The organism is Streptomyces sp. CA-294286, from assembly GCF_050947155.1.
Taxonomy (GTDB): domain Bacteria; phylum Actinomycetota; class Actinomycetes; order Streptomycetales; family Streptomycetaceae; genus Streptomyces.
The window spans coordinates 299,227-317,157 of the sequence record NZ_CP192004.1 but is presented as its reverse complement, the minus strand read 5'-3'; the positions used below and the strand labels follow the sequence as shown (position 1 = coordinate 317,157).

Annotated in this window: 18 protein-coding genes; 12 read left to right on the top strand and 6 right to left on the bottom strand. The window is 72.6% G+C overall.

Annotated features, from left to right (window positions below; genetic code table 11):
• Window positions 1–33: 33 nt before the first annotated feature.
• From ACQPZG_RS01475 to ACQPZG_RS01450, 6 genes are all read left to right on the top strand, one after another.
• Entirely contained in the window at window positions 34–681 is a 648-nt protein-coding gene (locus tag ACQPZG_RS01475) for a hypothetical protein (RefSeq protein ID WP_433543914.1), read from the top strand.
• Window positions 682–771: 90 nt separating this feature from the next.
• Entirely contained in the window at window positions 772–957 is a 186-nt protein-coding gene (locus ACQPZG_RS01470) for a DUF6191 domain-containing protein (RefSeq protein WP_433543913.1), read from the top strand.
• A 172-nt stretch (window positions 958–1,129) separates the two neighbouring features.
• Window positions 1,130–1,690, top strand: coding sequence for a TetR/AcrR family transcriptional regulator (locus ACQPZG_RS01465; protein ID WP_433543912.1), 561 nt, complete (start codon window positions 1,130–1,132; stop codon window positions 1,688–1,690).
• 312 nt (window positions 1,691–2,002) lie between these two features.
• Window positions 2,003–4,207, top strand: coding sequence for an MMPL family transporter (locus tag ACQPZG_RS01460; RefSeq protein ID WP_433543911.1), 2,205 nt, complete (start codon window positions 2,003–2,005; stop codon window positions 4,205–4,207).
• Window positions 4,208–4,471: 264 nt separating this feature from the next.
• Window positions 4,472–6,946: an ATP-binding cassette domain-containing protein gene (locus ACQPZG_RS01455; protein ID WP_433543910.1), complete on the top strand. Its 2,475-nt coding sequence runs from the start codon at window positions 4,472–4,474 to the stop codon at window positions 6,944–6,946.
• A gap of 173 nt (window positions 6,947–7,119) precedes the next feature.
• Complete coding sequence (locus ACQPZG_RS01450; RefSeq protein ID WP_433544590.1) at window positions 7,120–7,434, top strand: thioredoxin family protein; 315 nt, start codon at window positions 7,120–7,122, stop codon at window positions 7,432–7,434.
• Window positions 7,435–7,485: 51 nt separating this feature from the next.
• Here the strand turns inward: ACQPZG_RS01450 and ACQPZG_RS01445 are convergent, their stop codons facing one another.
• Window positions 7,486–8,490, bottom strand: a complete 1,005-nt coding sequence (locus ACQPZG_RS01445; protein ID WP_433543909.1) for a GlxA family transcriptional regulator — start codon at window positions 8,488–8,490, stop codon at window positions 7,486–7,488.
• A 98-nt stretch (window positions 8,491–8,588) separates the two neighbouring features.
• On the opposite strand from ACQPZG_RS01445, the gene ACQPZG_RS01440 reads away from it, so the two are divergent.
• Window positions 8,589–9,620 carry a saccharopine dehydrogenase family protein gene (locus ACQPZG_RS01440; protein ID WP_433543908.1) on the top strand — a complete coding sequence of 344 codons (1,032 nt, stop codon included), beginning with the start codon at window positions 8,589–8,591 and terminating at the stop codon, window positions 9,618–9,620.
• 106 nt (window positions 9,621–9,726) lie between these two features.
• Here the strand turns inward: ACQPZG_RS01440 and ACQPZG_RS01435 are convergent, their stop codons facing one another.
• Window positions 9,727–10,206: a hypothetical protein gene (locus ACQPZG_RS01435; protein WP_433543907.1), complete on the bottom strand. Its 480-nt coding sequence runs from the start codon at window positions 10,204–10,206 to the stop codon at window positions 9,727–9,729.
• Window positions 10,203–10,685 carry a hypothetical protein gene (locus tag ACQPZG_RS01430; RefSeq protein ID WP_433544589.1) on the bottom strand — a complete coding sequence of 161 codons (483 nt, stop codon included), beginning with the start codon at window positions 10,683–10,685 and terminating at the stop codon, window positions 10,203–10,205. Before ACQPZG_RS01430 ends, ACQPZG_RS01435 begins: the two co-directional genes overlap by 4 nt.
• 291 nt (window positions 10,686–10,976) lie before the next feature.
• On the opposite strand from ACQPZG_RS01430, the gene ACQPZG_RS01425 reads away from it, so the two are divergent.
• On the top strand, window positions 10,977–12,137 hold the full coding sequence (locus tag ACQPZG_RS01425) for a helix-turn-helix transcriptional regulator (protein WP_433543906.1): 1,161 nt from the start codon (window positions 10,977–10,979) through the stop codon (window positions 12,135–12,137).
• A 122-nt stretch (window positions 12,138–12,259) separates the two neighbouring features.
• Here ACQPZG_RS01425 and ACQPZG_RS01420 read toward each other — a convergent pair whose 3' ends face one another.
• Complete coding sequence (locus ACQPZG_RS01420; protein ID WP_433544588.1) at window positions 12,260–12,886, bottom strand: maleylpyruvate isomerase family mycothiol-dependent enzyme; 627 nt, start codon at window positions 12,884–12,886, stop codon at window positions 12,260–12,262.
• Between the two features lie 44 nt (window positions 12,887–12,930).
• A complete protein-coding gene (locus ACQPZG_RS01415) occupies window positions 12,931–13,731 on the bottom strand; it encodes an NAD(P)-dependent oxidoreductase (RefSeq protein WP_433543905.1) in 801 nt (266 codons plus the stop codon).
• Between the two features lie 93 nt (window positions 13,732–13,824).
• Here ACQPZG_RS01415 and ACQPZG_RS01410 point away from each other — a divergent pair, with 93 nt between their 5' ends.
• From ACQPZG_RS01410 to ACQPZG_RS01395, 4 genes are all read left to right on the top strand, one after another.
• Window positions 13,825–14,511, top strand: a complete 687-nt coding sequence (locus ACQPZG_RS01410) for a TetR/AcrR family transcriptional regulator (RefSeq protein WP_433543904.1) — start codon at window positions 13,825–13,827, stop codon at window positions 14,509–14,511.
• 165 nt (window positions 14,512–14,676) lie between these two features.
• Window positions 14,677–15,825, top strand: coding sequence for a hypothetical protein (locus tag ACQPZG_RS01405; protein ID WP_433543903.1), 1,149 nt, complete (start codon window positions 14,677–14,679; stop codon window positions 15,823–15,825).
• A gap of 256 nt (window positions 15,826–16,081) precedes the next feature.
• On the top strand, window positions 16,082–16,558 hold the full coding sequence (locus ACQPZG_RS01400; protein ID WP_433543902.1) for a carboxymuconolactone decarboxylase family protein: 477 nt from the start codon (window positions 16,082–16,084) through the stop codon (window positions 16,556–16,558).
• Window positions 16,559–16,619: 61 nt separating this feature from the next.
• Entirely contained in the window at window positions 16,620–17,546 is a 927-nt protein-coding gene (locus ACQPZG_RS01395; RefSeq protein ID WP_433544587.1) for an RNA polymerase sigma-70 factor, read from the top strand.
• On the opposite strand, the gene ACQPZG_RS01390 is transcribed toward ACQPZG_RS01395, so the two are convergent.
• Window positions 17,518–17,901 carry a hypothetical protein gene (locus ACQPZG_RS01390; protein ID WP_433543901.1) on the bottom strand — a complete coding sequence of 128 codons (384 nt, stop codon included), beginning with the start codon at window positions 17,899–17,901 and terminating at the stop codon, window positions 17,518–17,520. The two genes, ACQPZG_RS01395 and ACQPZG_RS01390, sit on opposite strands and share 29 nt — an antisense overlap.
• Between the last annotated feature and the right edge of the window lie 30 nt (window positions 17,902–17,931).

The window sequence follows — 17,931 nt, the reverse complement described above, 5'->3', positions numbered from 1 at the left end:
GAACCCAAGTCCGAGCTTCTGGATGTGTACACGATGACTGAGAACGGGACGCCCGAGCCGCACCTGGACGGGCCGGGGAAAGCTGGAGGAGGTAGGGGCCTGCTCGCCTTCGCCGTTCCCCTCGCCACGGCGGGGCTGAACTTCCACGGCATGGCGGACGACGCGGCCCCGCTCGTCCCGGCGACCGTGGCCGGCTTCGCCAACTGCGTCGCGCCCGCGGACGGAGCCCGGTTCGTCAGCGTCGAGTCCAGCGATCCGCAGGTCCGTGAGAAGGCCAACGCGCAGTGGTACGAACTCGGCCGCGACCTGGGGCTGTTCGGTGGGACGGACGGGCGCTTCCTGGTGGCCGTCGACCTCGACGAGCAGACCTGGCCGCGTGCACGGCGGTGGGCGGTGGTGTCTCTCGCCGACACCTGGGACGTCATGGGGACGGGAGCGGCAGGGGTGCTCGGAGCCGGGTACCTTCTGCCCGGCTTCGTCATGCAGTCCCTCGGCGGAGAGGTAGTCGTGCGCGGTGACACCTGGGAGTCGGAGATCGGTGCCGCAGCCGTGCGCCACCCCCACCGCGTGCCGGTGCTGCGCGCCCGCGCAACCGCCGCGGCCACGGGTGACGACCTGTACCAGCGGGCGGCCGCGAAGCGCTGGCTCGACGCCTACCCCCACCCCGGCACGAACCCCTGACAGCCCCCGGGCCCGGCGTGCCCGACCCCTGCACGCGCACTGCGGAACACCGCCCCAGGCACACCACGTCCGCGATCACGAGGAGCGACCATGTTCGGCACCTTCGACCAACTCTTCGCCCCCGGCCGCCGGCACACCGAGGAGGAGCGGCGTCGGCTGGAACTCACCCTGGAGCAGACGGGCGACTCCGACCCCGGCCGGGGCCCGATAGACCTCTCCAGCGGAGTCGTCGTCGTCCGGCCGCCGAGCGCGGAGGAGGGCCGGGAGGAGCGCTGAGCGCTGAGCGGGCACCGGCCGGAAACGGGGCACCGTCCGTAAGCGAGTCCCGGCCGTCACGCCTCGGCGGCACCGCTCACTCGCCCCCGCCCGTCACCGCCGTGGCACAGCTCACACATGCTTCCCTGTCCGATCGGTCAGTTCTGTCCGATCGGACAGTTACGGTGTGGGCATGGCACGACCTGCATCCGCGATGCGCGGGCACATCCTCGAATCCGCCCTCCGGCTCTTCGCCGCCGGCGGCTTCAACGGCACCTCACTGCACGACATCGCGGCCGACGCCGGATGCTCGAAGGCGTCGTTGATCTACCACTTCAGCACCAAGGAAGCCATCCTCACCGAGCTCCTCACGCCCGCGCGCGAGGAGCTCGCCGCGCTCGACGCGCACGTGACCGGCCTGCCGCAGGACCAGCAGGTGGAGGCGGCGGTCGTCGGTTACGTGGAGCTGGCCCTGCGCTACAGACGCGAGGTGAAGATCCTCTTCGAGGACACCCCCGTCATGGTCTGCAACCCGGCACTGGGCGACATCCCGGCCATGGCGGAACGACTCGTGGACACGATGAGCGGCCGTTCGCGGGACGCGGGACGGATCGTCAGCGCCAACATGGTGCTCGGCGCGGTCTTCGTCACCTGTGCCGGCGAGATGGACATCCCGGACGACGTCCTGCGCGACGAGCTGATCGCGGGCGCCCTGCGCACCCTCGGCCACCGACCGGACGAACCACGGGGTTAGCCCCCCGGCCAGGATCTCCGGGCCTAGACCCCCCACCCGGACCTCCGACCAAGACCCCCGACCCCGGCCCCGACTCCGGCCCCGGCCTTCAGGTTGCTCGGCGCGAGCGGCCCTCACCAGGTCGCCCGTACGCCCCGGGCCGGGTCAAGCCCCGGCAGCGGCGCCCGGGCAGTCCCGTACCGCCGCCCGGGCAGTCCCGTACCGGCGCACACGGGCAGTCCCCCTACCGCGCCGCTCGGGCAGTTTCGTACGACGCCCTCGAAGCCCCGAAGCCCCGAAGCCCCCGTACCGACCGAGGAGACACACCTCCGCATGGCATCCCTGCTCTACCGGCTCGGCCGGTTCTCCTTCCGCCGTCGCGGGCGCATAGCCGCCGGCTGGCTGCTCCTGCTCGCGATGCTCGGCGCGGCCGCCGCCTTGTTCAGCGGCCCCACCACCGACAAGTTCACCATGCCCGGCACGGAGTCCCAGCGGGCCCTGACCGCGCTCAAGGAGGAATTCCCGCAGGCCAGTGGCACGACCGGCACCATCGTGATCGCCGCGCCCGAGGGCAAGAAGCTGACGCCGGACCGCGTCGCGCCGCTCGTGCGCGAGGCCGCCGACGTTCCCGGTGTCGTCGGCGCGGTCGACCCCTTCCAGGCCAAGGCACTCTCGCCGGACGGCCGTTACGCCCTCGTCCAGGTGCAGTTCGCCAAGGGGGCCGAGGACGTCACCGACGACGAACGGGCCGCCTTCGAGAAGGCCGGGGACTCCGCCGAGGGTCTGACCGTCGAGCACGGCGGCGAAGTGATGACGGCGAAGGTCGAGGTGGGCTCCACCGAGGCCCTCGGCGTCGCGGTCGCCGCGGTCGTCCTCGTCATCACCTTCGGTTCCCTCGTCGCCGCCGGCATGACCCTGCTGAACGCGCTGATCGGCGTGGGCGCCGGAATGGCCGGTCTGTTCGCGCTCAGCGGCACCGTGGAACTGACCAGCACCGCGCCCGTCCTGGCCCTGATGCTGGGCCTGGCCGTCGGCATCGACTACTCCCTCTTCATCACCTCCCGCTACCGGCAGTACCTCGCCGAGGGCCTGGAGGGCGAGGAGGCCGTCGGCCGTGCCACCGGAACCGCGGGCTCCGCGGTCGTCTTCGCCGGGGCGACGGTGGTCATCGCGCTGGTCGGCCTCTCCGTCGTCGGCATCCCGTTCCTGAGCGTGATGGGCCTGGCCGCCGCGGGCACCGTGGTGCTCGCCGTCCTCGTCGCACTCACCCTGCTGCCCGCCGCGCTCGGCTTCGCCGGCCACCGCGTCCTGCCGCGCGCCCAGCGCAAGAGCGTGACCGCGCTCGCCGCCGCGGAGGCGACGGCGGACGCCGGTGCTGGTGCCGATACGAAGAAGGCCAAGGAGGCGTTCGGGTTCCGCTGGGGCCGACTGGTCGCCAAGCTGCGCATCCCGCTGCTGATCGCCGGCATCGTAGGGCTCGGCGCGCTCGCCCTGCCCGCCCAGGACATGCGGCTCGCTCTCCCCGACGCGGGCACCGCCGCCGTCGGCTCCTCCGCCCGCAAGGCGTACGACCTGACCAGCGAGGGGTTCGGCCCCGGCTTCAACGGACGCCTGCTCGCCGTCGTGAGCGCCGGCGACCCGGCGCGGACCAAGGCCGCCACGAACGAGGCGACCGTCCTCATCAAGGACACCGAGGGCGTCTTCGCCGTCGCCCCGCCGCAGTTCAACAAGCAGGGCACCACCGCCCTCCTCGCGGTCATCCCGAAGGAAGGGCCGACGGCCGAGGCCACCGAACAGGCGGTCCACGACATCAGGGCCAAGGTCGACAGCGTCTCCGGTGCCGACATCGCGCTCACCGGCGCCACCGCGCTCGGCATCGACGTGTCGGAGAAGCTGGCCGACGCCATGCCCGTGTACCTGGGGCTCGTCGTCGGTCTGTCCGTGCTCCTGCTCATGCTGGTGTTCCGCTCGGTCCTCGTACCGCTCAAGGCGGCGCTCGGGTTCCTGCTCACCGTCGGTGCGACCTTCGGCATCACCGTCGCCATCTTCCAGCAGGGCCACCTCGCCCACCTCGTCGGCATCGACACACCGGGGCCGCTGGTCAGCTTCCTGCCGATCCTCCTCATCGGCATTCTCTTCGGCCTGGCCATGGACTACGAGGTCTTCCTCGTCTCGCGGATGCGCGAGGACTTCGTGCACGGCATGCCGGCCCGGCGTGCCGTGGTCAACGGCGTCGGCCACAACGCCCGCGTGGTGACCGCAGCCGCGCTCATCATGACGGCGGTCTTCGGAGGGTTCGTCCTCCTCGACGACCCGATCATCAAGTCCATCGGATTCGCGCTGGCGGTGGGAGTCGTCATCGACGCGTTCGTCGTCCGTATGACCCTCGTCCCGGCGGTGATGAGCCTCCTGGGCCGCGCCGCCTGGTGGCTGCCGCGCCCGCTCCAGCGAGCCCTGCCGGACCTGGACATCGAGGGCGCGAGCCTGGACGAGCCGACGGGCCCCGGCCGACAGGAACGCGAGTCCCTCACGGTCTGACGCCGCACGGCCGCACGCCTGCACGGACCTCACGGGCCGTACGCCTGCGGGCGTGCGGCCCGTAGCTGACCGGCCCGCAGAGATCGTCAGGAACGGAGAAGCGGAACCCGCTGCCGCGCCCGTAGCGTGGGGTGACACGGACTTCACGGACTTCACGGGCGCACCGGCGGAGCGGAATCGAACGTTCTGCCTGCTCGTGCGGGTGATCCGGGCGATATTGGGGGAGGCCGTGCGAGGCGGCCCCGGTGAACACTTGGAGACACGATGAGCACGGTCAAGAAAGCGGCCGAGGCAGCTGTCGGTAAGACGGCGGCCAAAGCCCCTGCCCGTAGGACGGCGGCCAAGACACCGGCGGCAGCGGGGGCGTCGCCGGCGGCCGGCCGGGCCGGGGCGCGCGATCTCATTCGCGTCCAGGGCGCACGCGTCAACAACCTCAAGGACATCAGCGTCGACATCCCCAAGCGACAGCTGACCGTGTTCACCGGCGTCTCGGGGTCGGGCAAGAGCTCCCTCGTGTTCGGCACGGTCGCCGCCGAGTCGCAGCGGCTGATCAACGAGACGTACAGCAGCTTCGTCCAGGGCTTCATGCCGACCCTGGCCCGCCCCGACGTCGACGTCCTCGAAGGGCTGACGACCGCGATCATCGTCGACCAGCAGCGGATGGGCTCCGACCCCCGCTCCACCGTCGGCACGGCCACCGACGCCAACGCCATGCTGCGCATCCTCTTCAGCCGGCTCGGCACCCCGCACATCGGCTCGCCCGGCGCGTTCTCCTTCAACGTCGCGTCGGTCAGCGCGAGCGGCGGGTTCCGGGTCGAGCGCGGTGCGGACAAGACGAAGACCGAGAAGGTCTCCTTCACCCGTACCGGCGGGATGTGCGTGCGCTGCGAGGGCCGGGGCTCGGTCTCCGACATCGACCTCACCCAGCTGTACGACGACTCCAAGTCCCTCGCGGAGGGTGCCTTCACCATCCCGGGCTGGAAGTCCGACAGCTTCTGGACGGTACGGGTGTACGCCGAGTCCGGCCTCCTCGACCCGAACAAGCCGATCGCGAAGTTCACCAAGAAGGAGATGCAGGCCTTCCTCCACCAGGAACCGACCAAGGTCAAGGTCGACGGGGTGAACCTCACCTTCGAGGGACTCATCCCCAAGATCCAGAAGTCGTTCCTGTCCAAGGACCGGGAAGCGATGCAGCCGCACATCCGCGAGTTCGTGGACCGGGCGGTCACCTTCACCCGCTGCCCGGAGTGCGACGGCACCCGGCTGAGCGAGGCGGCCAGGTCCTCCAAGATCGACGGGATCAGCATCGCGGACGCCTGCGCCATGGAGATCAGGGACCTGGCGGAGTGGGTACGGAAGCTGACGGAGCCCTCCGTGGCCCCGCTCCTCGCCGCGCTCCAGCAGACCCTCGACTCGTTCGTGGAGATCGGCCTCGGCTACCTCGCGCTCGACCGTCCCGCGGGCACCCTCTCCGGCGGCGAGGCGCAGCGCGTCAAGATGATCCGTCACCTCGGCTCCCCGCTCACCGACGTCACGTACGTCTTCGACGAGCCGACGATCGGCCTGCACCCGCACGACATCAGCCGGATGAACGACCTCCTCCTGCGGCTGCGCGACAAGGGCAACACGGTCCTCGTCGTCGAGCACAAGCCCGAGACGATCCGCGTCGCCGACCACGTCGTCGACCTCGGCCCCGCCGCGGGCTCGGGCGGCGGCACGATCTGCTTCGAGGGCACCGTCGAGGGGCTGCGCACCAGCGGCACCGTCACCGGCCGCCACTTCGACGACCGGGCCGCGGTCAAGGAGTCGGTGCGCCGGCCCAACGGAGTCCTGGAGATCCGCGGCGCGGACAAGCACAACCTGCGGGCCGTCGACGTGGACATCCCGCTCGGCGTGCTGACCGTCGTCACCGGGGTCGCCGGATCCGGCAAGAGCTCGCTCGTGCACGGGTCGATCCCCGCCTCCGCGGGCGTCGTGTCGGTCGACCAGACGCCCATCCGGGGCTCACGGCGCAGCAACCCGGCGACGTACACCGGCCTCCTCGAACCGATCCGCAAGGCCTTCGCCAAGGCCAACGGAGTGAAGCCGGCCCTGTTCAGCGCCAACTCCGAGGGTGCCTGCCCCGTCTGCAACGGCGCGGGCGTCATCTACACCGACCTGGCGATGATGGCCGGGGTCGCCACCCCCTGCGAGGAGTGCGAGGGCAAGCGGTTCGAAGCGTCCGTACTGGAGTACCGCTTCGGCGGCCGGGACATCAGCGAGGTACTGGCGATGTCGGTGGCGGAGGCCGAGGAGTTCTTCGGCCAGGGCTCCGGCGACGCGCACCTGCCGGCCGCGCACCGCATCCTCGCCCGCCTCGCCGACGTCGGCCTCGGCTACCTCAGCCTCGGCCAGCCCCTGACCACCCTGTCCGGCGGTGAACGCCAGCGGCTCAAGCTCGCCACCCACATGGGCAACAAGGGCGGCGTGTACGTCCTGGACGAGCCGACCACCGGCCTCCACCTCGCCGACGTCGAGCAACTGCTCGGCCTGCTCGACCGGCTCGTCGACTCCGGCAAGTCGGTCATCGTCGTCGAACACCACCAGGCCGTGATGGCGCACGCCGACTGGATCATCGACCTCGGTCCGGGGGCCGGCCACGACGGCGGCGAGATCGTCTTCGAGGGCACCCCCGCCGACCTCGTCGCCGCCCGCTCCACCCTCACCGGGGAGCACCTGGCGGAGTACGTCGGGGCGTGAGCGTGCCGCTCCTCTCTCCCGGCCGGGTCTCCCGCCCGGGGGAGGGGAGCGCGGGAGCGCCCGTGCCGTCGCACGGGGCATGATGGGGACCGGACCGGCGAGCATCACCGCAGGTCATCACCTATCGCGTTCCGGAAGGAGCACCCGTGGCGGGCAGCAGGGTCCATCAGCCGATGGAGAGCGCCGAGTTCGACTTCATCCTCGCGAGGGCGAACGGCCCGGTCCTCGCGTACTTCTCCGGCACCTGGCCCAAGGCGGTCCAGGCGTGCAAGGAGATGGACACCGTCGTCGGGGAGATGGCCCGCGCGTACGAGGGGCGGCTGACCTGCGTCAAGGCGGACATCAGCCGCTGCCCGGAGCCGACGAAGCGGTACGGCGTGACGGGCGCCCCCGCCTTCGTACTGATCGGGAGCGACGGCACGGCGACGGCGGAGACCGGGCCCATGGACCGTACGCAGTTCAGGGACTTCCTCGACGGGCACCTCTGACCGAGGCGGGTCCGACCCGGCTCCTCCGAAGGAGGGCGGCCCTCCGCGCCGTCACCGGGGAGAGACCACGCCCGCTCCCCGGGCCGGTCCCGTTCGGCCCGGACTCCCGCTGCGGAACGCCCGCCGGTAGCTGTCCGGCGGCACGCCCACGACGCGCTTGAACTGACGGCGCAGCGTCGTCGCGGTGCCCATGCCCGTCGCGACGGCGACCGCCTCGACGCTCATGTCGGTGGCTTCCAGCAGCTCCTGGGCCCGGTGCACACGCTGGGCCAGGAGCCATTGCAGCGGCGGCTGCCCGGTCACCGACCGGAACCGGCGGCCGAGTTGGCGTGGGCCGACGTTCGCCTGCCGGGCCAGGTCGTCCACCGTCAGCGGCTGGTCCAGCCGCTGCCTGGCCCAGGCGAGCAGATGGACGAGCGCGTCGTCGCCCGCCGTGATCTGCACGGGCGTGGCGGCGAACTGGGCCTGCCCGCCCGGCCGGTGCGGCGGCATGACGAGACGGCGGGCCACCGAGTTGGCGACGGCGGCACCGTGGTCGTGGTGGACGAGGTGCAGGCAGAGGTCCACGGCGGCGGCCTTGCCCGCGGCGGTGAGGACGCTGCCGTTGTCCGTGTACAGCACGTCCGCGTCGACGACGGCCAGCGGATGCCGGGCGGCCAGCTCCGCCGCGTGCGCCCAGTGGGTGGTGGCCCGCCGCCCGTCCAGCAGACCCGCCGCCCCCAGAACGAACGCCCCCGTGCACAGGGACGCCACCCGGGCCCCCGCCGCGTGCGCCGCCCGTACGGTCTCCACCAGCTCGGCCGGGGGCGGCTCGTCCACGTCCGCGCAGGCCGGCACGATCACCAGGTCCGCGCCGAGGGCGTGCTCCAGCCCGTGCCGGGGCTCGACGGTGAACGGGCCGACCCCCACGGGCCCGGGACCGCACAGCGTCACGTCGTACCAGTCGCCCTCCGCGACACCGCCCGCCCCGCGGGGCGGGTTGCCGAAGATCTCGTACGCCACCCCCAGCTCGAAGTGCAGCACCCGACCGGCGGTCAGCAACGCGACGGAACGCATGTCCGAAAGTGTACGCACGGCGTCGTTCCGGACCCTCGCCCGGCGGCCCGCACGCGCCCAGACTGAAGCCCTCACCACACCGGGAACGGGGATCGACCATGAGTACGTCAGCCACCGTCGTCGTCTACGGCGCCACCGGGCACACCGGCCGCTTCGTCGTCGCCGAGCTGCGCAGACGCGGCATCGCCACCGTCGTCTCGGGTCGCAGCGCGGCCCCGCTGGAGGAACTGGCGGCCGAGCACGGCGGGGAAGAGGCCGTACGCCCTGCCGCGGTCGACGACCCCGGCTCGCTGGACCGTGCCCTCGCCGGTGCCGCGGCCGTCGTCAACTGCGCCGGACCGTTCGCGGTGACGGCGGGTCCCGTCGTCGAGGCGGCGTTGCGTGCGGGGATCCCGTACCTCGACGTCGCCGCGGAGATCGAGGCGAACGCCGCGATGTTCGACGACCACGCGGAAGCGGCCCGTGCCGCGGGGGTGCCGGTGGTGCCCGCCATGGCGTTCTACGGCGGCCTCGGCGACCTGCTGGTGACCGCGGCGATGGGCGAGTGGCCCGCGGCGGACGAGGCGCAGGTCGCCTACGGGCTCAGCGGCTGGCGTCCGACGCCCGGCACCCGCACGGCGGGACAGGTCTCCCACCGGCGCCGCGCGGGCCGCCGACTGCGGTACACCGGAGGCGTCCTGCGCCACCACGACGAGCAACTCGCCGAGCAGGACTGGGACTTCCCACCGCCCACGGGACGGCGCAGGGTCGTCGCCGACTTCACCATGGCCGACGTCGTCACCGTCCCCAGCCACCTGGACATACCCGAGGTCCGCACCCACATGTCCGTCGAGGCCGCCCGCGACCTGGCCGACGAGGCCACCCCCGGCCCGGAGCCCGTCGACGCGCTCGGCCGTTCCGACCAGACCTTCCTCGTCGACGTCCTGGTCCGCGCGGGCGGCGCCGAACGCCGCGCCACCGCCCGGGGCCGGGACATCTACGCGGTCACCGCACCGCTGGTGGCGGAGGCCGTCGAACGCGTCCTGTCCGGCCGCACCCGTACGACGGGCGTCGCCTCCGCCGGGGAGATGTTCGACGCGGTGGACTTCCTGCGCGCGCTGGCCCCGCACGTGACGGTCGACCTCGGTTGAGCGGACGGCAACGGGTCACCGCCACGGCATCCCGTACGGTCGCCCGCCTGCCCCGGCCCGGCTCACCCCCGCCGTTGCGGCCGGCCTCGTGCCCCGGGCCGCCGCCTCACCCCCTCCGCCGCTCGAACTCCATCACCCAGTTCGTCAGCCAGCTCGTGCCGCCGTCCACGGAGAACGCCTGCTCCCACCGTGCGGCGTCCCCCGTGATCCCCGACCACACGAAACGCACCAGGACCGGCGTCCCTTCGTAGGTGTCGTCGCCGTGGAACTCGCCCCGGCCGTCCCGGAACGCACCGGTCACGGGCGGGAACAGCGTCCCCGTGCGCTTGCTCGCCCAGTACAGCGACCACCGGGCGAGCCCCGGGTCGTACAGTCGCAGCGTGAGACCGGTGGAGCCCTTCGTCGGGAAGTCGATCTCGTCGAAGTGCGCGCTGCCGTCGAAGTGCCGGGACCCGTGGGTGACGCCCGGGAACTCCTCCCACTCGCTCGACGCGTCGAGGAAGTCCGTACGACGGCGGTTGGCGACGTCCCAGGTACCGACGAAGAAGTCGAAGTCGCCCGTGCCCGTGGCCGCGGAGCCGTTCACAGTCGGTCCCCGGTGGTGCGGCCGGGCATCACGTCGACGAGGTACGCGTCGAGGCGGGCGGGCAGGTCGGCGGGGGCCGGGGGGTGCGGGGCGAGCATGTGCCGTACCCAGGCGTCCCGTTCGTGCAGCAGCGGCGGCAGTTCCCACACGCAGCCGATCAGTGAACGGTCCAGGACGACGAAGTGCGTCGGGTCCTGGTCCGGGCAGCCGAGCGCGGGCTGGCCCGCCGCCGCGCCGCCGAAGTACAGGGCGTTGTCCCACGTCCAGCTGTACGCGTTGAGGTACGCGCCGCTGTCGCCGCCCTTGTGCAGGACCACGAAGGTGGCGGGCGGCGTCCCGTCGGGCTCGGGCAGCAGCTCCGGGAGGATCGCGTACGCGGCCTCCTCGACGGCGGGCGTGAGCGCGGCCCGGTCGGCGGCGACGAGATAGCGCTTGACGTGCCGCCCGGCGACCTCGATCACCGGGCGGGTCCAGATCAGCTTCTCGGCGAAGGCGGCTCCGGTGGGGGAGGCGTCGGTGTTCCCGGCGTCTGCGGCGTTCGAGGCGTCTGCGGTGTTCGCGGCGTCTGCGGAGTTCGCGGCCTGTTCGGCGGGCTCGGTGCTTCCGGTGCGTTCAGTGCTTCTCAAGCGCTCGGTGCTTCTGGTGTGATCGGTGTGTGTGGTGTCAGCGGTGTCAGCGGTGTGCTCAGGGAGATCGGTGTGCTCCAGGAGGAGCTTCTCGGGCGAGGTCATGGCTGGACCGTAGACCCGCTTCACTGACACCCTCTGTCAGTGAAATCCAGCCGTCTCCTGTCGATCCTGCTGCTCCTCCAGAACCGGGGCCGTGCGACCGCCGCCGATCTCGCCGTCGAACTCGACGTCTCCGTGCGCACCGTCTACCGCGACGTCGACGCCCTGCTCGCGGCGGGCGTCCCCCTGTACGCGGACGCCGGGCACGGCGGCGGCTATCGCCTCCACGACGGCTACCGCACCCGCCTCACCGGTCTCAACGCCGACGAGGCCGAAGCGCTGTTCCTCTCCGGGCTGCCCGGACCCGCCGCCGAACTCGGCCTCGGCCCGGCCCTCGCCGCCGCGCAGCTCAAGCTCCGTACCGCTCTCCCGGCCGAACTCCGGGACCAGGCCGACCGGTTGAGCGCCCGTTTCCATCTGGACGCTCCGGGTTGGTACGCCCCCGACGACGAGGTCCCGTACCTCCCGCAGGTCGCCGAGGCGGTCTGGCACAGGCGCGTCCTGCACGTCCGCTACCGGCGCTGGAAGGAACCCACCGAGGTCGGGCGACGCCTCGAACCGTACGGACTGGTCCTCAAAGCGGGGCGCTGGTACGTCGTCGCGTCCTCGGACCCGAGCCCCGACCCGCGCACATCCCCCGACCGCACGCAAAGCTCCGACCCCTCTCCGAGCCCCACCCCCTCGCCGAGTTCTGGCCCCTCCCCGCGCACATCGCCCGACCCCTCCCCGGGCCCCGGCCCCTCCGCGAGTTCCGGCCCCACCCCGGGCCCCGGCCCCTCCGCGAGTTCCGGCCCCGCCCCGAGTTCCCACCTCCGCACCTACCGCGTCGATCAGATCCTCGAACTCGCCCTCGGTGCCGAGGAGTTCACTGTCCCGGACGGGTTCGACCTGCCCGCGTACTGGCGCCGCCACCAGACGGACTTCCACGCGCGTCTGCACCAGGAGGAGGCCGAGGTGCGCCTCCACCCGCGCGCCGTCCCCCGCCTCACTCCGGCCGCGGCCCGTGCCCTCGCCGTCAACGGAGTGCCCGGCCCCGACGGCTGGATCCGCGGCACCGTTCCCATCGAGTCACTCGACCACGCGCACGGCGTCTTCCTGGGTCTGGGGGCCGACGTCGAGGTGCTCGCCCCGCCCGCCCTGCGCGCCCGCCTCACCGCGACGGTGCGGACCCTGGCCGCCCGCTACCCGCCGGACGCGGGGTGAGGGGTCCGTACTCGCTCGCTGCCCGCCGGGCGCGGGGTGCAAGCACCCGCACCTGCTCGCCGCCCGCCGGATGCGGAGTGAGCAGGTGAGGGGCCCGTACCGGTCGGGCCGTATCCGGCTTCTCACGTCAGCGCGCCGGCGCCCGGTCCCGAGAGCGCGTCCGGCGGTACCGGGCGTCCGCAGACGGCGAGCAGGAGGGCGAGCGCGCTCCCGCGCACTTCGGAGCCGTCCGCGGATTCCCCCTTCGGCGGACCGGCCTCCCCGAGTGTCAGATCGGTGTCCGTGGCCACCAGACGGAGCCCGGCCACCCGTTCCTTCGCCCCGCCGAAGGTCGCCGGGGTACGTGCCTGGAGGCGCAGTGCCCGTACGACGGCTTCCACCGGGTAGGCGCGGGTGAGGCCCAGTGGTCTCCGGATGTCCTCGCCGTGGACGACCTCCTCGACGAGCCGGGTGTCCAGGGGAGCGGGCGGCGTCGACGTCCGCGTCGCCACCTCGCGCAGCCGCTCCCACGTCTCCTGCGGCGAGCCGGCCCGTTCGCGCGCCACCCCGCGCGCGTTCTGCCGGTCGAAGTCGAACCGGGCCCGGACCATCGCCGCCACGAAACCCAGACGCGTCGTACGGGCGGTGTCGACCAGGTGGGCCGCCACGTCGTGCACGGTCCACCCGGCACAGAGCGACGGCGTGCGCCACTGCTCGTCGTCGAGCTTCGCGAGGTCCTCGATCAGCGCCGCCCGCTCCGCGTGCACCATCGCCCAGACGTCGTCGTCGTTCACGGCTGCTCCTTCGCTCGGTCTCAGGGCCGTTCGTAGTGTCGACCTTCCTCGGGCCGGAAACTCATCGCTTCGGGCTGCGGGGCGTGGCCCCGCACCACGCCCGCGTGGGCCAGGGCGCTCGGGCTGAGGCGGCCGACGATCGCCGGGGCCTCCTGGACGAGGCTGTCGTCGGTCAGCGCCTCCACCATGAACAGGGCGAAGTCGACCCGCCGGGTCAGATTGCTCTTCAGCACCGGGTCGCCGACCCGACGGCTCCACACGGGCAGCCCCTGGCTCTCGCCCTCCTCCAGTGAACTGCCGCGCACCACCGTCCACCGGGTGCCGCTCGCGAAGACGCGTCGGCACGCCTCCACCTGGTCGTCGATCTCGACCGCGCGGACGAGTCTGCCCAGGAAGGCCGCGATCCGCACGCCCAGGACGAACAGCCGCGAGTACGTGTCCTTGCCGTCGCGCGTGATGTGCCAGCCGCAGGAGAAGACCAGGCGTGCGCCCGGCCGCGCGTGGTCGAGGACCGCCTGCGCGGTGCCCGACGCATAGCTCTGCACGCCCCACGGCGCCAGCACCGTCAGCACCCCGTCGCACCCGGCGACCGCCCGACGGATCGCCTCCGGGTCGTTCGTGGGGCCGGGCACGACGGTCATCCGGCCCTCGAACGCGGCCAGTTTGGGCACGCTGGCCTCGCGGCACACGCCGACCACCTCGTACCCGCGCTCCAGCGCCTGCCGGACCATGTACTGCCCGAGCTTCCCCGAAGCCCCGACGACGCACACCTTCCTGATGCGGTCGGGGCCCCGGGCTTGGTCCGTGTGCTCCGTGTTCATGGCGCAGTCCCTTCGCCGAAAAGCTCACCTTATGGTGTAAGGCAAGCTAGCCTTATGTTGTAAGGCAGTCAACGGGACGGTAAGGACGGACAGTTGAGCGACACCGGAGACAGGACGCGGCGCACGGGCGGGGGCCGAACTCCGCTCACCCGGGAGCGGGTGATCCGCGCGGCGACGGCGGTGGCCGACGAGAAGGGCGTCGGCGCGCTCACCATGCGGGCCGTCTCACGCCTGCTGGGCGTCGAGGCGATGTCGCTCTACCACCACGTCGCGGGCCGGGAGGACATCCTCGACGGCATGGTGGACGCGGTGTTCGCCGAGATCGACCTGCCGCCGCGCGACACCGACTGGAAGCACGCCATGCGCCACCGCGCGGAGTCCGCCCGCGCCGCACTGCGCCGCCACCCGTGGGCCGTCGGCCTGATGGACTCCCGTACCCGGCCGGGGCCGGCGACCCTGCGCCACCACGACGCCGTCCTCGGCGCGCTGCGCGCCGGCGGGTTCTCCGTCACCATGACCGCACACGCCGTCTCACTGATCGACAGCTATCTGTACGGCTTCGTGCTCCAGGAGTCGAGCCTGCCGTTCAGCGACACGGAGGAACTGGCGGAGGTCGCGGACGCCATCCTGCGCGACCTGCCCGCCGACACCCACCCCCATCTCGCCGAACTCGCCACCGAGCACGCCCTGAAGCCCGGTTACGCGTACGCGGACGAATTCGACTACGGTCTGACGCTCATCCTCGACGCACTGCACCCGGACGAGGCCCCGCCGCCCTGACCGCAGCAGTCCCCACGTCCGATCCCTCTCCCTCCCCCTCCGGAATCCGCTGCGCCGCACCGGCCGACCTCCACGCGGACCCGCGTCCGTGGCGGGGGTGCCGCTTTCCCTCACCGGCCCACGGACCATACTGGTCGGGCCTTCGCCTCCTCACAGAACGACTCCATGGCCAAGAAAAGCACCCCCTCGACCACCGTCCCCGACACCGCGTGGCTGGGGCGCGGACGCCACCTCGGGCCCGAGCCCGAACAGGACGTGCGCCGCAACCTGATCGCCCTCAAGGCGGCCGGGGTGCTCGACGACTTCCTGGATCTCGACCCCGTCGAGGCGGCTCGTTCCACCGTCCTGCACCCGCGCGAGGAATCCGCCGACCCCGGCCCGTCGGCCCGTCGCCTCTTCGAGGCCCGCTGGCGCGCCGCCGACGGAGTCACGGTGCGCGCCCAGCTCACCACGTACGACCCCGAGCACCACCGCTGCAAGGACGGCGAGGGCGTCACCTGGATCCTCGCCGCCGAGGCGGAAGCGGCATGGGCCCCGGAGTGGCCCTCGCCCGCCACCGTGTTCTGGCCCGACACCGAGCGCGTCGCCTGGGACCACGACACGGTGCCCGGCGTACGCCTGCGCGCGGTCAACCACCTGCCCAAGGACGACGACGAACTCCGCCAGCGGCTGCGCGAATGCGCCGGGCAGAGCTGGTACGTCCACGTCGTCGTGCACGAGGCGATGACCCCGGACGCGCTGGGGCAGCGGCCGGTCTCCACGTTCCTGCCGCCGAGCCTGCGTCACCGGGTCGTCGAGCACCGGGCCACGCCCGAGCAGGCGCAGATCGTCGACTTCGCGGCGAAGCGGGAACTGAACGTACGGGTGCCGCGCGGCGGCGCCGTCGTCCTGCCCGCCGAACCGCGGGCACCGGAGTACGAGGCGGCTGACTTCACCGTACGCACCGTCTTCCTGGACGGCTCGGTACCGACCGAACTCCTCGACAGGATCAAGGAGTTCGCCGCCCTGCCGCAACTGATGACCACCGAGGCCGAGCAGGCCCTGACCCGGCTCCGGCTGGGCTGGCACCTGCTCACCCCGGACGAGGAACTGGCCCACGCGCAGACCATGGTCGTCCGGTACGCGGAAGCCCTCGACGCCATGACGACGTCCCGCGACCTCTACCGCGAGGCCGCGGAGGCGGCTCACGCCGCGTTGGCCGAGGTGTCCGACGGCGCGCCCCCGGGCCTGCCCGCGCTCTCCCAGGCAAAGCCGGACTCCCCCCTGAGCGCCCTCACCAAGGCATTCACCCGCCTCCGCCCGCCCCACAAATAACCCCCACCCCCGGCCGATCCCCGTCCACCCGTGGCCGGCCGTCGCCCATCCCCTGGCCGGTCCTCGCCGACCCCCCGGCCGGCCCCACCCTGAGGTCGACGCCGCCCCGCCCCCCCACGTACGAACCCGCCCCGCCCCTCACGTACGACCCCGCCCCACCGCCGTTTCGCCCGCCCACCCGGCCGTGTCACAAGGAGCCGCCCCACCTCGTCCCAAGGGATGAGGAACCGATTCGCCACCACAAAAGGAGCCCACCATGGAAGCCCGACTCAACTTCCTCGCCGACCCGACCGCGGGCAAGGCCGTCAAGCACCTCATGGCGGCCGGCCAGGCGATCCGGCACTCGGCGCTCCCGGTCGCCACCCAGGAACTGGTCTCGCTGCGCGTGAGCCAGATCAACGGCTGCGCCATGTGCATCGACATGCACACCAAGGAGGCCGCCGTCGCGGGCGAGACCCCGGTGCGGCTGAACCTGGTGGCGGCGTGGCGCGAGGCCACCGTCTTCACCGAGGCCGAGCGCGCCGCGCTGGAACTGGCGGAGCAGGGCACCCGGGTCGCCGACGCGCACGGCGGCGTCGACGACGGGGCGTGGGAGCTCGCCGCCAAGCACTACGACCAGGAGCAGCTCACCGCCCTGGTGCTGCTGATCTCCTTCATGAACACCGCGAACCGGCTGAACATCATCACGCGGCAGCCCGCCGGGGCGTACGTCGCGGGCCAGGCCCACCACTGAAGTACGTCGACAACCTCCCGAAGGAGAAGCTGATTTGCCAGCAGAGCAGCGGGGAGCCGGGATGACGGGCAAGGTCGAGGAGTTCGAGGAACTGCGTCCCCTGCTGTTCTCGATCGCCTACCGGATCCTGGGCAGCGTGAGTGAGGCCGAGGACGCGGTGCAGGAGACGTGGCTGCGCTACGACGGCTCGGCGACCCGCCCGACGTCGCCCAAGGCATTCCTGTCGACGACGGTCACCCGGCTCTCCATCGACGTGCTGCGTTCGGCACGGGTGCGGCGGGAGGAGTACGTCGGCCCGTGGTTCCCCGAGCCGCTGCTCGACGACCCGTACCAGGATCCGGCGAGGTCGGCGGAGCTGGCCGACTCGGTGTCCATGGCGGCCCTGCTGCTGCTGGAGCGGCTCAGTCCGCTGGAGCGGGCCGTCTTCCTGCTGCGGGAGGTGTTCGGCTTCGGATTCGCCGAGGTCGCCGAGGCGGTGGGCCGCTCGGAGGCGGCCTGCCGCCAGCTCCTCGTACGGGCCCGGCGCCACATGGAGGCCGGGCGGCCGAGGTACGCGGCGGACCGCCTGGAGCGGCAGGAACTGGCGAACCGGTTCTTCGACGCGCTGCGGGGCGGCGACGTGGCGGGGCTGCAACAGCTGCTCGCCGCCGACGTGCAACTCGTCGGGGACGGCGGCGGCAAGGCCCCGCAGCTGGCCCGGACGGTCGTGGGCGCGGAGAACGTCTCCCGCCTGCTCGGCACGTCCTTCCCGCTGCTGCTCGGCGTCGGCGTGACCTGTGCGACGCAGGAGCTCAACGGGCAGCCGGGGGCGGTCTTCCGCGACCGGGACGGCAAGGTCCTGTACGTCATGGTCCTCGACGTGCTCGACGGCCGGATCCAGACCGTCCGGGGCGTGATCAACCCCGACAAACTCGGGCACCTCGGACCGGTCGCCGACGCCTGGGCGGTCGACCGCGAGGTCAAGCAGGCCCGCCGCCGGTCGAGGTGACCCTCGGAACGCGGGCGCGCAGCCGGGCGGCGCCGTGACGGACCGTACGCAGCCGGACGGAACCGTGGCGGGCCGCACGCAGCCGGACGGCGCCGTGGCGGACCGAGCGCAGCCTGCGGGCGGTGGCGTGGCCGCGGCGCTTCCACTCGGCCCGGGGAAGTCCGGCGCGCTGACCGCCGCCGGTCATCAGGGCGTTGACGGGGGCATGCGGGTCCGCGGCCATCCCCTTGGCGACCAGCACCCCGGCCGCCAGCGGGAGCAGCACCACGGCGAGTGCCGTGCCGGCGGCGGTCACCTGGCGCAGGCGCGGACGGTCCGCGGCGGGTGCGGCGGTCGGAGCGGGTGCGGGAGTCATGCCCGTAGTCCAGCAGCGGGCGCCCGGCGG